This is a genomic window from Roseixanthobacter glucoisosaccharinicivorans (assembly GCF_043195095.2).
Taxonomy (GTDB): Bacteria; Pseudomonadota; Alphaproteobacteria; order Rhizobiales; family Xanthobacteraceae; genus NCEH01.
The window spans coordinates 2,766,474-2,779,493 of record NZ_CM195538.1; the positions used below are offsets into that span (position 1 = coordinate 2,766,474).

The window sequence follows — 13,020 nt, forward strand, 5'->3', positions numbered from 1 at the left end:
GTTCGGCAACAGGCCCCCTCCCCAGCCCTCCCCCGCACGCGGGAGAGGGGGCATTCGCTGGTCGTGACGAAGCGGCTTACCCCTCCGGCGCCCTGCGGCTCCCTCTCCCGCTTGCGGGGGAGGGTTGGGGTGGGGGCAACGGGAAAGTCCGGACACGAAGGGGGACAGCCCACCCATTCATCCCTCCCCTCACAGCGCGGCGAAGGTGATTTCCCCCGCGCTTTCCAGCGTCAGGTCGAAGGTGACTTCCCGGTCGTGCTCGGCCGCCACCTCCAGCGCCGTCACCTGGAACGGGCCGGAGACGGTGCCGAAATCGGGGATCAGCACCTGGCAGTCGCGCAGCGCGCCGTCGAAGAAGGCGGCGCGCACCAAAGCGTCGGAGGCGGCATCCTTGAACACGCCGCTGCCGGCGATGCTGGCGCGCTTCACGCCGGCGCCGGCGAGCAGTTCGCGCCACCGCCCGGCGGAATCGGAATGTGTGACATCGACGCTCTGCGCGTTGAAGGCGAGCGTGCGCGAGCGCAGCCCCGCCACGGTGGCGTAGCTGGTGCCGTCGTGCATCTTCAGCAGCAGGTCCTTGCCCTTCTGCGCGGCCATGGAAATCTCCTCAAGCAGGTTCGGTGACGGCGCGAAAGCGCACTAAGGCGTGGAAGGTCCGGCCGTCCTCGTCGCGCCGCACCTCGGCGGTGGTGGCGCGCAGATTGGCGAGGCGGTGGCCGGCGAGCGCGAGCGGCACGTCGTGCAGTGCCGATTGCACGGCGGCGGCGAGCGCGAAGGCTTCCGCCCGCCCGCTCTCGCGCGACCAGGCGTGCAAGGTCAGGCTCTGCTCGGTGCCGGCCTCGGTGGCGGTGGACCAATCCGCCACCACCGCTTCCCCGAGCGTGAGGAAGGGAAAGGCGGCGTCCGGCGGTGGTAGGTCATAGATGCGCGGGCCGCCCAGCAAGGCGAGCAGCGGGCCATCGGCCGCAAGGCACACGCGGATGGCGGTGCGCAGAGCCAGAGCGGGGCTGGTGAGAGGCACGCTCATGAGGTCACGCTCCGGCGCAGTTCGGCAAGGACGGGCGCGAGCCAGGGGTCCGCCGGCCGCGCCAGCGTGCCGGTCTCGCGCGCCACGGCGGCGGGATCGTCCGTACCCACGAGACGCGCTGGCCCTAGCGGGCTGATGTCGGCCGGCCGGCCGAGTGCGGGGGCAAGGCGCGCGGCGAGATCGCGCGCGGCCGCGTCCACCGCCTGTTCGGCGAGCCGCGGGGCGAATTGCGCGGCGAGCCGGCTCGCAAGGCCATCGAGACCGGAAACGGGCGTGCTCATGTCTGCTCCTCCCGGCAGAGGCATCGCGTGAAGCGTCCGCGCCCATCGGGATCGCTCAGCGCCTCCACGGCGAAGACGCGCGCGCCCAGCGTCAGCCGGTCGCCGCGCGAGAGCGTATTGGGCGCCCGCACGGTGATGCGATGGATCAGCGTCGCCATGCGCCGCTCGGCGCTCAGCGCGGGATCGCCCGCCGGGCTCTCGATGCGGCCCCAGAGCTGGTCCACGGCGAGAAACGTGGTGCTGGTGCCGCCCGCCCCGTCGGGCAAGCTCACCGCCGTCTCATGGATCAGGCGGTGGCGCAGATCCCCGGCGCCGCTCACAGCCGCACCGAACGATAGGGGCGCAGCAGCGCCAGGAGGCTATCCGGCATGCGGCTCTGGTCGCCCGGCGCGTCGCGATGCTCGTGCAGAAACGCGACCAGCTGGCGCACCGCCTGTAGCAGATCCGCCGGCACCTCCTCGGGCGTCGCGCCGTGGCCCATCTGAAGCTCCAGCACGATGCCGCCAAGCCGCCGCGTCGGCGCGGGGACGCGGGCGAGGTCGACCGCGATCAACGGCGGCAGGCGCGCGCCGGCGAGCGTGAACAGGTCGAGCGGGAGATCTTCCGTCGTGCCGTCTTCGGCGACCATCCGGGCCGCCAGCACCGCGCGCACCGGCGCGAGTGGCACGGTGATCAGGCCGCTCGGCGGCCAGGCGTCGCGGGTGAAGCGCCAGGTCTGGGACAGCAGGATGTGGCGGGTCTCGCTCTCCACCCATTGCCGGGCGGCGGCGATGAGCGCGGCCACCACCGCGTCCTCCGCGTCGGTGTCGATGCGCAGGAAGGCCTTGGCCTCGGCGAGCGCCAGGGGCTCGGCCGATGGCCCGTCTATGCGTTCACACATGGGGATCTCCGCTGAAAGATAAGATTGCGGCGCGCGCGGCGCGGCATTGACGAACGGCCCGCCGGGCCGGCAGAAACGGGCCATGACCATTGACGCGACCGATCCCTTGCCCGCTCCCGCCCGCCGCAATCGCAGATGGCGCGGGTCTGGCCCGCTCGCCGGCCTGCTCGCGGGCGTGCTGGGCCTCGGCGCGATGCCGGTGCACGCCATCGTCGGCGGCGAGGCGGCGAGCGGCGATATCGCCGCGCACACGGTGCTGATCGTCTCCACGCGCGGCGCCTCGTGCAGCGGCAGCGTGGTGGCGCAGGATCTGGTGCTCACCGCCGCCCATTGCGTGCAGCCGGCCGGCGACTATGCCGTAGCGCTGGTCGGTGAGAGCACGCCGCGCCTCCTTCCGGCGCTGCGCATCGCAGTCCATCCTGCCTTCAACGGCGAGCAGTTCCGCACCCGCCGACCGACGCCGGACCTCGCCTTGGTGAAGCTGGCCGAGCCGCTGCCGGAGCGCTTCAGCCCGGTGCGGATCGCCAGCGGCGGGCTGCCGGCGCGCGGCTCCTTCTTCCTCATCGCGGGCTTCGGCGTCAGCGCCGACGGGGCGGAGAAGAGCGCGGGCAAGCTGCGCACCGCGCTGCTGCCCTCCATCGGCACCACCGGCGGCATCATGGCACGCCTGTCGCCGCAGAGCGGGCTCGCGGGCGGCTGCGTCGGCGACAGCGGCGGCCCCGCCTTCCAGGAGGGCGAGGTGGCCGGCGTCATCGGCTGGGCCACCGGCCCCAACGGCGCGCGCGGCTGCGGCGGCGTCACGGGCGTGACCCTGGTGGGCCTGCATCGCGACTGGATCACCGCCACCGCCCGCGCCCTCGGCAGCCCGGTGAAGGGCTGACATGTCCCGCGCCCGCGCCGTTCTCCGCGCGGTGCGATCCATGTTTTTCGCCTGCCTCGCGGCCGCGCTCTGGGCGCCATCGGCTGGGGCGGCGGGCGGCGAAAGCGTGGACCAGGCGCTCTGCCGCCTGATCGAGGATGCGGCGCTGAAGGAGGCGCTCCCGGCCCCGTTCCTCACCCGCCTGATCTGGCGCGAAAGCTCGTTCCGCAGCCATGTGGTCAGCTCCAAGGGCGCGCAGGGCATCGCCCAATTCATGCCCGGCACGGCCGCCGAGCGCGGGTTGAAGAACCCGTTCGATCCCGAGGCCGCGCTGCCGGCGGCAGCAAGCCTCTTGGCCGATCTTCAGCGCCGGTTCGGCAATCTCGGCCTTGCGGCGGCGGCCTATAATGCCGGCCCCGCGCGGGTGGACGCGTTCCTCGCCGGCCGGTCGGGCCTGCCATCGGAAACGCGCCTGTACGTGCGCCTCATCACCGGCCGCAGCGCCGAGGATTGGGCGGCGGAGAAGCGCGGGGAGAAGCCGGCACAAGACGGGCCGCAGGCCGGCAAGGTCAGCGCGGACAAGACATCCGAGGCAGACACGCCTTCTGCCACAAAGGGGGCTTCCGACACGGCGCCGGATCGCGAAGCGCAACAGAAATCCGGCACGGCGCGGGGCTTCTCCGACGAGGGCAAGACCTGCCTCAGCGTGGTCGCCTCCTTGCGCCAGGGCGAGCCGGCGCTCGCTTCCGCGAGCGAAAACCCGGATTTCGCGCCCTGGGGCGTGCAGGTGTCAGGCGCCTTCTCGAAAAGCGTTGCGCTCGCCGCCTATGGCCGCGCCGCCACGCGCTTTGCCAGCGTGATCGGCGAGCGGCAGCCCATGGTCATCGGCACCCGCGTGCCGGGGCGCGGGCGCGGCCCCTTCTACCGGGTGCGGCTTCCCGCCCAGACGCGAGCGGAAGCCAACGCGCTCTGCACCAGCCTGCACAAGGCGGGCGGGGCGTGCATCGTGCTGGCGAACTGAGGGCGGGGCCGGACCCGCGCGGCGTGTCGGCCCCCTCACCCCAACCCTCTCCCCGACGGGGAGAGGGGGGATAGCGCTCGTGAACGTTCGACCTGTTCAGAAGGGGGAACAGGAGGGTTCGTTCGCACGCAAGGCCCTTCGCCCCGCCGCCCGCGCCCCCCTCTCTCCGTCGGGGAAAGGGCTGGAAAGGGCCGTCCCCAGAGGAACCGCCCCCTCCCTACCCTCCCCCGCAAGCGGGAGAGGGTTTTTCGTTCGGCGGACGAACGCCCATTCCCTCGCCATCGCCGTCGGCCCCCTCTCCCCGATGGGGAGAGGGCTGGGGTGAGGGGAAAGGGCCGTCCCCAAAAGAACCGCCCCCTCCCTGCCCTCCCCCGCATGCGGGAGAGGGTTTTTCTGTTCGGGAGGCGTAACGCTCTTCTGCCGGAGTTTCGGCTTTCCGCCCCCGCCGGAGCCATAGGCCCCCTCTCCCGCGTGCGGGGGAGGGTTGGGGAGGGGGAAAAGGTGGAGGTTGGGGAGGGGGAACAGGGCGGCCCCAGAGAGAGCCGCAGGCCCCTCACCCCGACCCTCTCCCCCTCGGGGAGAGGGAGGAATCGGGAAGTGAGGGGAAAGAAGGCAGTCCCCGTATTCGCCCCACCCGCCCTCAGCTCATACCGAACTTCAGCAGCTTGGCGGCGTCGAAATCCTGGATGCCGCCGCCCACCCGCTTGGTGGTGTAGAACAGCACATAGGGCTTGGCGGAATAAGGATCGCGCAGCACCCGCACGCCCGCACGGTCCACCACCAGGTAGAAGCGGCGGAAATCGCCGAAGGCGATCGCGAAGGCATCGGCCGCGATGTCCGGCATGTCCTCGCTCTCGGCCACCGGGAAGCCCATCAGGCTCGCGCTCTGCCCCGCCACGGCCGGCGGCGCCCACAGATAATCGCCGCTCTCGTCCTTCAGCTTGCGCACCGCCGCCTGGGTCCGGCGGTTGAGCACAAAGCTGGCGTTCTGGCGATAGCCGCCCTTCAACGCATAGACCAAATCCACCAGCGGATCAGACGGGTTGGTGGCCGGAAAGCCGCCGGAAACGCCGCTCGCCACATAGCCCACCTTGTCCCAGGTCCAGGCGCTCTCGGCCACCTTGGTATAAGCAAGGAAGCCCTTGGGCTTGGCGATTCCGTCGCCGTTGACGAAGGCCGCGCCCTCCTGGTCGGCGAAGGCGCTGTCCACCTCGGCGGCGATCCACTCCTCCAGATTCACCTGGGCATCGTCCAGCAGCGCCTGGGTGGCCGCCGGCATGGCGTAGAGCTCCATGGCGGGGAAGGCGAGCTCGGCCAGCACCGGGCTGTCGGTCTGCGGGCGGGCGGCGGTCTCGGCCGCCCAGCCGGCGACCGGGCCGCTCTTCATGAACGGCTTCTTGTAGGTGCCCGAACCGATGGTGCGCACGCTGGCGAGCGCGCGGATCGGGGAGAGCTGGGTGAGGCGGCGGCCGATCTCCTGCTCAGTTTCCATCGGCACCAGATAGCCGCCGTCGGCGCCGCTGCCGACCGAGAGCGCCTTCGCTTCCAGCGCCTTCAGGCCGCCGCTCTCGCCGGTGCGGACATAGCTCGCAAAAGCGTCGCCATGCTCCAGCGCCGCGCCCGAGCGCTGCTCCGGAGCGCCGCCGAGGGCGGGGCGCCGGCTCTTGGTGACATGGGCGTCCAGGCGGGCCTTCTGGCTGTCGAGGGCGGCATCGAGGCGGGCCAGCTTCTCCTGGGTCAGCGGATCGGCGGCGCGCCGCTCGATCTCGCCGAGGCGCTGTTCGTTGGTGGCCTTATAGGCCTCGAAGGCGAGCATGAGGTCGAAATGGGCTTCGTTCGCCTCGGGGGCGGTCACCTTGGTCTCGGGGGCGCTCAAAGGATGGGTCATGGATCGGTCCTGTGGGGAGGAGGAGAGGAAAGCGGATGCCGAAGGCTCGGCCGGATCCGGGCGCGGGCCGGCCATTGCTCAGGCGGGCATGCGCCCGGCCAAGAGGCGGCCGCGCGCGTCTTCCCCGCCGGGCGCCGCGATCACGCGGGCGTCGGGCTGCATGGGGAAGGTGACGATGGAAATCTCCCACAGGTCGATGCGGGAGATGCGGCGCACGCGGGTGCGCGGATCGGTGCGGGCGGCGGCGGCCTTGAAGCCGATGGACAGACCATCGAGCGCGCCGAGGCGGATCAGGCTCGCCACCTCGCGCGCCCGCTCCACGTCGCCGGCAAGGCGCCCGCGCACATAGAGCCCGCGCGCATCCTCGACGATATGGGTCCACACGCCGATGGGTTCGGCGGGATCGTGCTGGTAGAGCATGCGCACCGCGCCCGGCCCGCGCGCGGCGAGGCAGGCGGCGAACGCGCCGCGCTCGATGATGTCGCGGCCGAGGTCGAGCATCTCGAAGCGGCAGGCATAGCCGGCGATGTCGGCGCCCGCTTCCCCCGTGCCGGGCGGGAAAAGCGCGGTGCGCGCGGGGGTGCTCATGCGCCCTTCGGATCGGTGCCGCGCGACTTGCGGCGCTTGGCGCGTTCCAGCTTTTCCAGTGCCGCGACGAATTCGCGGAACACCCCGCCGGGTGCCGGCGCGCTCGGCGCCGCGGTGGAGCGATGAAGGGTGGGGCCGAACGCACGGATGCGCGGCGTGGACGCCTTGCGGCCGGGAGCACGCATGGAGGATCTCCGGTTTGGGAAGAAGAGATGGCGGGGAGCGAACGCCCGCGTCCCGGCCAAGTGGAACGCCACGGGCCTGGAACGCGCGCAGGGACCCAGCGCAAGGAACCGCCGCAGGCGCTTCAATCCAAAGCGCGCGGCGCTTTCGGCTGCTGCGCAGAACTCGTGCGCTGGGTCCCGGCTCGGCGCTCCGGCAAAGCCGTCGCTGGGCCGGGACACGAGGGCGATCACGATGCGCCTGCCCCTTGATCCCACGCCCGCACACAGGATCGGGAGCCAACCTCGCGTCCCGGCCAAGTGGAACGCCACAGGCGTGGAACGCGAGCCGGGACCCAGCGCAAGGAACCGCCGCAGGCGCTTCAATCCAAAAGTGAACGGTGCTTTCGGTTGCTGCGCAGAAATCGGACGCTGGGTCCCGGCTCGGCGCTCCGGCAAAGCCGTCGCTGGGCCGGGACAAGCGGGCGATCACTCGCCGCCGTGCCGAGCGTTGAAGCGCGCCAGCTCGCGCACGAAATCATCCAGCCGCTCGGTGGCCTTCGCCAGCCCCGCGAGCGCGCGGAACGCCACCGCCGAGGCGCTCACCGCCCACAGCAGCAGCGCCACATGGGCAAGATCGCCGCGCGCGGCGAAGATGCGGATCAGTTCATCCATGGGCACCTCACGCGCCGGGCACGCGGATGCCGTAGCCGACGGCCGCGCGCTTTTCCGCATCGGTGAGGAAATCCGCCGCGCCCACCCGCGCCCAGAGGTCCGAGCGCTCGGAGGAGAGCGCTTCCACCTGGTCGAGGTCCGGCACCAAGGCGAGACCCTCCCCATAGGCCGGCGCCAGCCAGGCGGAGAGCGAGGCCGCGAGCCGCTTCACCAGGGGCAGCACGGTGAGCCGCCACAAGGCGCGGTGGGCCTCGGCATAATTGGCATAGGTGTTGTCGCCGGGAATGCCGAGCAGCATGGGCGGCACGCCGAGCGCCAGCGCGATCTCGCGCGCCGCCCCGTTGCGGGCGGCCTCGAAATCCATGTCCTTGGGGCTCATGGCCAGCGGCTTCCAATCGAGCCCGCCTTCCAGCAGCAGCGGGCGGCCGGCATTGGTCGGGCCCTGGAAGCTTGCCTCCAGTTCGCCCTTCAGCCGCTCGAACTGCTCGTCGCTAAGCGAACCCGCGCCGCCATAGACCAGCGCGCCGGAGGGGCGCGCCGCATTGTCCAGCAGCGCCTTGTTCCAGGCGGTGGCGGCATTGTGCAGGTCGAGCGCCTGGGCGGCCGCCTCCAGCGGGGCGAAGCCGTAATGATCGTCCAGCGGATTGAAGAAGGTGAGATGCAGGATCGGCGGCACGCCGGCGGTCTCCGCGCCATCCTGCTGGATGCGCAGGGTGCGCCCGTCGAGCGTATAGTCGAACGCCTCCGGCCAGCCGTCCGCGCCGGGCACCACGCGCACCCGGTCGGGGCGCAACACATGGAGTTCGCGCACCGCGCCCTCCACCGCCACGGCTTCCAGATAGGCGTTGCCGGCGACCAGCAGATGGCCGCACAGCGCCTCCAGCAGGTCGGCCCCCTGGACGCGCGGATTGGGCCGGGCGAGCAGGTCCAGCAGCGGGTGATGATCGAGCTCGCGCGGCCCCTGCATCAGCAGCAGCGGCACGCTGGCGGCGGCCTCGCTCACCAGGCGCACGGCGCGATAGGCGATGGCATTGCGCAAGAACCCCTCGCGCGCCAGCGAGCCGTAATCGCGCGCCGACCAGCGCGGCCGGCTCTGGCCGAAGAATGCGACCAGCGCCGCGGTGCGGCTGGCCTTGGCCTCGGCAGGGCGCGCGCGCAGCGGGGCGAGGAAGGAAGAGAGCATGCGGAAGGCTCCTTGCAGGGCAAGCCGGGAACGCGGCAGCGGTAAAGACGTTGAAAGGCGAGCACCCGCGCACGCAGATCGCGCGCGGCCGGATTTCACAAACCGGATTTGGCAGGCAAGATCGCGATGCCGCTCCGGCGACGGCCCTGCCGTCCGGGATCCGGCGCTGCCAACCAGGAGCCGAGCGCAATGACCACCACCGTGACCGCCCTCTACGACAGCCAGGACGATGCCGTCGCGGCGGTGCGCGCACTCCAGATGGCGGGGATTGCCCGCGACGCGATCTCGATCATCGCCAAGAGCGCGGATGACCCGCCGCAGGCCGCCGAGACCCGGGACCATGAGGATCATGTGGCCGAAGTCATGCAGGATGCCGGCGCGGGCGCGGGCATCGGGGCGGGCATCGGCGGCGCGGGCGGGCTGCTGGCGGGGCTTGGCATCATCGCCATTCCCGGCATCGGTCCGGTGCTGGCGGGCGGCTGGCTGCTCTCGACGGCGGCCGGGGCCCTCGCCGGCGCGGCCGTGGGCGGCGCGGCGGGCGGCATCATCGGCGCCTTGATGGATGGCGGCCTTCCCGAGGACGATGCCCACGCCTGCGCGGAAAGCGTGCGGCGCGGCGGCGCGCTGGTGGTGGCGAAGGTAGACGCGGCGCGGCTGGACGCCGCCCGCACCATCCTGCGCGCACCGCCCGCCATCGACCCCGCGGCGCGGGCGAGCGATTACCGCAAGGACGGCTGGTCCCGCTTCAACCCGGAGGAACCGCCCCACGGCGGCGAAAGCGCTCCGCGCCGGGAGCGGCCGGATCGGCTGGCGTGAGATGGGAGCGGGCAAAGCCGCCGCTCCCAATCTCGCCCCAGGACGAAACGACATTCAGCGGCGACGGGTATCGTCGAGGCGCCTGACGGCAAGGGCGCGCGATTGTGTTTCTCTCACCGTTCGTCGTGGCCGGGCGTGTCCCGGCCACCCACGCCGGGCAGATAGCGCGGGCCCTGAAGAGCCGGGACCGGCGGTGCCGCGTGGATGAACGGGACACGCCCATGCATGACGCTCTTTCAGACGACGGCGACACGCGATGGATGCGATCGGTCCGGGCCCCCTCACCCCGGCCCTCTCCCCGTGGGGGAGAGGGGGGAAGGGAAAAGCGTGCGGACAGAGGAAGGCCGGTCTTCGATCATGTCCACCCCACGCATCGGCGCGCCCCCTCTCCCCGCCGGGGAGAGGGCTGGGGTGAGGGGGATGATCACAGCCCCCGCACCCGGGGCGGCGCGGATTTCACGCCCAGGGCCAAGGCGGTGACGGCCCAGACCAGCGCATCCAGCCGGTCCGGCGAGCGGCCGTTGGAAAGCCCGTCCAAGGCGAAATCGCACATCTCGTCCTCCAGCGCCGAAAACGCCCCGGCATGGCGCACGCGGCCCTGCTCATAGAGCGCGGCCACCGGCTCGGCACGCAAGAACTTGCCGCGCGTCGCCCGCACCTGCTCGACGGGAACGGACGGATCCACTTCGGCCAGCACGGCGCTCACCATCTCGCCGCCCTGGTTCACCTCGGCGACAATGCGGTCGGCATCGAAGCGGCGGAACAGGGCCACGGCGCGCGCCGCCCACAGGGCCGGGCGCAGCCCGCTTTCGCTCGCGTCCGCCAGCACATGGACGATGCCGGAGGCGTCGATGCCGGCGCAGACCAGGCCGCAGGCATCCGCCCCGGCGCGGGAGGAAGCCGGCGGGTCCACCCCGACCACGATCCGCACCAAGGGCGGCGCCTCTTCCTCGCGCGCGGCTTCCAGCGCCGGGCGGGACCAGAGCGCATCGGGCCGGTCCTCGATCAATTCGCCGTCCAGTTCCTGCCGGCCGAGGCGCGTGCCGCCATAGCGGGCCAGCACCGCATCGAGGAAGCCGGGGGCGAGATGCAGCGCGTTCTGCGCCGTGCGGGCGCGGCTGATGGCGCTCGAAGGGTCGGCCAACAGGCGCCGCAGCAAAGCGGAAGGGCGCGGCGTGGTGGTGATCATCTGGCGCGGCCGCTCGCCGAGCCGCAGGCCGAATTGCAGCATGTCGAAGGTTGCATCCGCGCGGCGCCATTTCGCCAGCTCGTCCAGCCATGCGGCCTCGAACTGCGGGCCGCGCAGGCTTTCCGGGTCCTCGGCGGAAAAGCCCTGGGCCACCGCGCCGTTGCGCCACACGAGCCGTCGGCGCGTTGGCTCCCAGGCCGGGCGCTCGTCCTCGGCATGGACGGAGAGGAGGCCAGAGACCCCCTCCACCATCACCTCGCGTACATCGGACATGGTTTCCGCCACCAAGGCGATGCGCCCCACCGGGCGTTCGGCGAACGGCGGGCGGCCGAGCGCAAGGCCGCGCACCCATTCGGCTCCGGCGCGGGTCTTGCCGGCGCCGCGCCCGCCCAGCACCAGCCAGGTGGACCAGGGGCCACCGCCCTGGGCGGCATCGGGGGGCAATTGGTCTGGCCGGGCCCACATTTCCCAATCGGCGAGCAGAAGGCGGGCATCGGCCTCGGGCAGTTCAGCCAGCAGGCTCGGCGCCGTCCCCGCCTTGGCGCAGGCGATCAAGGCGGCGCGCAAGCTCGCGGCGGAAGGTGTCGAGGCTTCGTCCACGCAGGCCCTCCTCCGATTGCGCGGCCGCGCCGCCTTTGCCCGTTGCCGGGGATTTCTCTGCCGCGCCCGCGCCATCGAGGGCGCCGAGTTCGCGTACCACGCGGGCCAGCACCGCGAGCGCCTTCGCGTCCTTCTCGCTATCACGCGCACCGGGGCGGGCGGGGGCGGCCTCCGGCCCATCCAGGGCGGCGACGCGGGCGTCGATTTCGTCCATCTGCCGCTCGGCGGCGTGCCACAGGCGCGCCAGGAAGACACGCCGGCGGCTGCGGCTCGGTGGCTTCGTGGTGCGCCCGCCATAGCGGCGCGGCGCGGGTGCGTGATGCACCGTGCCGTCGGGCTCGACGATGCGATCGGCCCAGAAATAGACGGAGGCGAGGGACAGGCCGGTTTCAGCGGCAATCTGGCGGATCGGCGTGCCGGCCTCATAGAGGGCGCGCGCCAGACCCGCCGCCTTGGGCGGGATGCGGGACATGGGGATCTCGCGAGTGGGATCGGGGGTCCGAGGTGGGGGCACGACGCGCCGGCGGAGCGGGCCGCCGCCGTCAGGCGCAAATCTCGAACATGAGCTGACCATAGTCCTAGAGCGCATCGCTGTCAAGGATTAATTTCCTACGAACGCACCGGCGGCTTAGGAGCGATCGACATTCACCGCGTGACGCCGTCGCAGAAGAGCATCGTCATGCACGGGCTTGTCCCGTGCATCCACGCGGCACCGCTGGTGCTGGCTTTTCAAGGCTCGCGCGGGCGGCCCGGCGTGGGTGGCCGGGACATGCCCGGCCATGACGACCGGTGAAAGAAAGACAATGGCGCGCCTGCCTTGAGGCGCCTTAAGCAGGCACCACGCCGCTGGATGTCGATCCGTCCGAGCGCGTTTGCAGCTGAGCATCGTCATGCACGGGCTTGTCCCGTGCATCCACGCGGCACCGCTGGTGCTGGCTTTTCAAGGCTCGCGCGGGCGGCCCGGCGTCGTTGGCCGGGACACGCCCGGCCATGACGACCGGTGAAAGAAAGACAATGGCGCGCACCTGCCTTGAGGCGCCTCGACGAGGCACCACGCCGCTGGATGTCGATCCGTCCGAGCGCGTTTGCAGCAGAGCATTGTCATGCACGGGCTTGTCCCGTGCATCCACGCGGTACCGCTGGTGCTGGCTTTTCAAGGCGCGCGCGGGCGGCCCGGCGTGGGTGGCCGGGACACGCCCGGCCATGACGACCGGTGAAACAAAGACAATGGCGCACCTGCCTTGAGGCGCCTTGAGGAGGCACCACGCCGCTGGATGTCGATCCGTTCTAGCGCGTTTGCAGCAGAGCATTGTCATGCACGGGCTTGTCCCGTGCATCCACGCGGTACCGCCGGCATCGGCTTTTCAAAGTCGGCGCGGGCGGCGCCCCGTTGATGGCCCGGACGTGCCCGGCCATGACGGCTCGTGAAAGAAAGACAATGGCGCACCTGCCTTGAGGCGCCTTGAGGAGGCACCGCGCCGCTGGATGTTGATCCGTCCTAGCGCCGAGCGGTGCCCGCCTTCCCTGCTAGCGCTTCGCGCATCCGGGCGCGCGCCCGCAGGTGGGACATGGCCACCACGTTCGGCGCCTCGATACAGATGCGTTCGAACCGCAGCACCATGTTGCGATGACACCCGCAGCGCAGGCAAAAGGCGGTGCCGGGGTCGAAATCATGGCTTTCCATGGGCGATGGCACAATCGAACGGGGTCCAGCGGGCGAGATCATGGGCGGCCCTCCTCAGGGGCGCGGAGCGTGCACCGAAACCGTTCCGGCGGCAGGGCGCAGAATGGCTCCGAAGCCTTGCCCCAGGCTGCGTTAAGCGCACCGCAGGGCTGAAGGTTCCGCACCCCG

The 13,020-nt window shown here is 71.6% G+C and carries 16 protein-coding genes; 3 read left to right on the forward strand and 13 right to left on the reverse strand.

The features are described from left to right. Positions 1-189: 189 nt before the first annotated feature. The 5 genes from V5F78_RS12820 to V5F78_RS12840 are packed head-to-tail and all read right to left on the reverse strand — an operon-like array spanning position 190 to position 2,188. Positions 190-597 carry a phage major tail protein, TP901-1 family gene (locus V5F78_RS12820; RefSeq protein ID WP_394013656.1) on the reverse strand — a complete coding sequence of 136 codons (408 nt, stop codon included), beginning with the start codon at positions 595-597 and terminating at the stop codon, positions 190-192. 10 nt (positions 598-607) lie between these two features. Next, on the reverse strand, positions 608-1,027 hold the full coding sequence (locus V5F78_RS12825; RefSeq protein ID WP_394070953.1) for a DUF3168 domain-containing protein: 420 nt from the start codon (positions 1,025-1,027) through the stop codon (positions 608-610). Then, the gene (locus V5F78_RS12830) at positions 1,024-1,308 is read right to left on the reverse strand and encodes a hypothetical protein (RefSeq protein ID WP_394070954.1); all 285 of its coding nucleotides are present in this window, start codon (positions 1,306-1,308) and stop codon (positions 1,024-1,026) included. The genes V5F78_RS12825 and V5F78_RS12830 overlap by 4 nt, the downstream gene beginning before the upstream one ends. After that, on the reverse strand, positions 1,305-1,628 hold the full coding sequence (locus tag V5F78_RS12835) for a phage head closure protein (RefSeq protein ID WP_394070955.1): 324 nt from the start codon (positions 1,626-1,628) through the stop codon (positions 1,305-1,307). The genes V5F78_RS12830 and V5F78_RS12835 overlap by 4 nt, the downstream gene beginning before the upstream one ends. Then, positions 1,625-2,188 (reverse strand): head-tail connector protein, encoded by a 564-nt coding sequence (locus tag V5F78_RS12840; RefSeq protein WP_394070956.1) that lies wholly within the window; start codon positions 2,186-2,188, stop codon positions 1,625-1,627. Before V5F78_RS12840 ends, V5F78_RS12835 begins: the two co-directional genes overlap by 4 nt. Before the next feature lie 82 nt (positions 2,189-2,270). On the opposite strand from V5F78_RS12840, the gene V5F78_RS12845 reads away from it, so the two are divergent. Together V5F78_RS12845 and V5F78_RS12850 are read left to right on the forward strand one after the other, a co-directional pair. Continuing rightward, entirely contained in the window at positions 2,271-3,068 is a 798-nt protein-coding gene (locus tag V5F78_RS12845) for a S1 family peptidase (RefSeq protein ID WP_394070957.1), read from the forward strand. Between the two features lies 1 nt (position 3,069). Further along, positions 3,070-4,068 carry a transglycosylase SLT domain-containing protein gene (locus V5F78_RS12850; RefSeq protein WP_394070958.1) on the forward strand — a complete coding sequence of 333 codons (999 nt, stop codon included), beginning with the start codon at positions 3,070-3,072 and terminating at the stop codon, positions 4,066-4,068. Between the two features lie 640 nt (positions 4,069-4,708). Here V5F78_RS12850 and V5F78_RS12855 read toward each other — a convergent pair. From V5F78_RS12855 to V5F78_RS12875, 5 genes are all read right to left on the reverse strand, one after another. Then, a complete protein-coding gene (locus V5F78_RS12855; RefSeq protein ID WP_394070959.1) occupies positions 4,709-5,956 on the reverse strand; it encodes a phage major capsid protein in 1,248 nt (415 codons plus the stop codon). Positions 5,957-6,034: 78 nt separating this feature from the next. After that, complete coding sequence (locus V5F78_RS12860; RefSeq protein WP_394070960.1) at positions 6,035-6,544, reverse strand: HK97 family phage prohead protease; 510 nt, start codon at positions 6,542-6,544, stop codon at positions 6,035-6,037. Further along, a complete protein-coding gene (locus V5F78_RS12865; RefSeq protein ID WP_394070961.1) occupies positions 6,541-6,729 on the reverse strand; it encodes a hypothetical protein in 189 nt (62 codons plus the stop codon). The genes V5F78_RS12860 and V5F78_RS12865 overlap by 4 nt, the downstream gene beginning before the upstream one ends. A 465-nt stretch (positions 6,730-7,194) precedes the next feature. Further along, the gene (locus V5F78_RS12870; RefSeq protein WP_394070962.1) at positions 7,195-7,380 is read right to left on the reverse strand and encodes a hypothetical protein; all 186 of its coding nucleotides are present in this window, start codon (positions 7,378-7,380) and stop codon (positions 7,195-7,197) included. Positions 7,381-7,387: 7 nt separating this feature from the next. Then, entirely contained in the window at positions 7,388-8,563 is a 1,176-nt protein-coding gene (locus tag V5F78_RS12875) for a phage portal protein (protein WP_394070963.1), read from the reverse strand. 189 nt (positions 8,564-8,752) lie between these two features. Here V5F78_RS12875 and V5F78_RS12880 point away from each other — a divergent pair, with 189 nt between their 5' ends. Then, the gene (locus tag V5F78_RS12880) at positions 8,753-9,379 is read left to right on the forward strand and encodes a general stress protein (protein ID WP_394070964.1); all 627 of its coding nucleotides are present in this window, start codon (positions 8,753-8,755) and stop codon (positions 9,377-9,379) included. Positions 9,380-9,803: 424 nt separating this feature from the next. Here V5F78_RS12880 and V5F78_RS12885 read toward each other — a convergent pair whose 3' ends face one another. The 3 genes from V5F78_RS12885 to V5F78_RS12895 all read right to left on the reverse strand — a co-directional run bounded on the left by V5F78_RS12885 (position 9,804) and on the right by V5F78_RS12895 (position 12,894). Further along, positions 9,804-11,033, reverse strand: coding sequence for a DNA-packaging protein (locus V5F78_RS12885; RefSeq protein ID WP_394071143.1), 1,230 nt, complete (start codon positions 11,031-11,033; stop codon positions 9,804-9,806). Between the two features lie 43 nt (positions 11,034-11,076). Then, positions 11,077-11,640, reverse strand: a complete 564-nt coding sequence (locus tag V5F78_RS12890; RefSeq protein WP_394070965.1) for a helix-turn-helix domain-containing protein — start codon at positions 11,638-11,640, stop codon at positions 11,077-11,079. Positions 11,641-12,666: 1,026 nt separating this feature from the next. Beyond that, positions 12,667-12,894, reverse strand: coding sequence for a hypothetical protein (locus V5F78_RS12895; protein WP_394070966.1), 228 nt, complete (start codon positions 12,892-12,894; stop codon positions 12,667-12,669). Positions 12,895-13,020 lie beyond the last annotated feature (126 nt).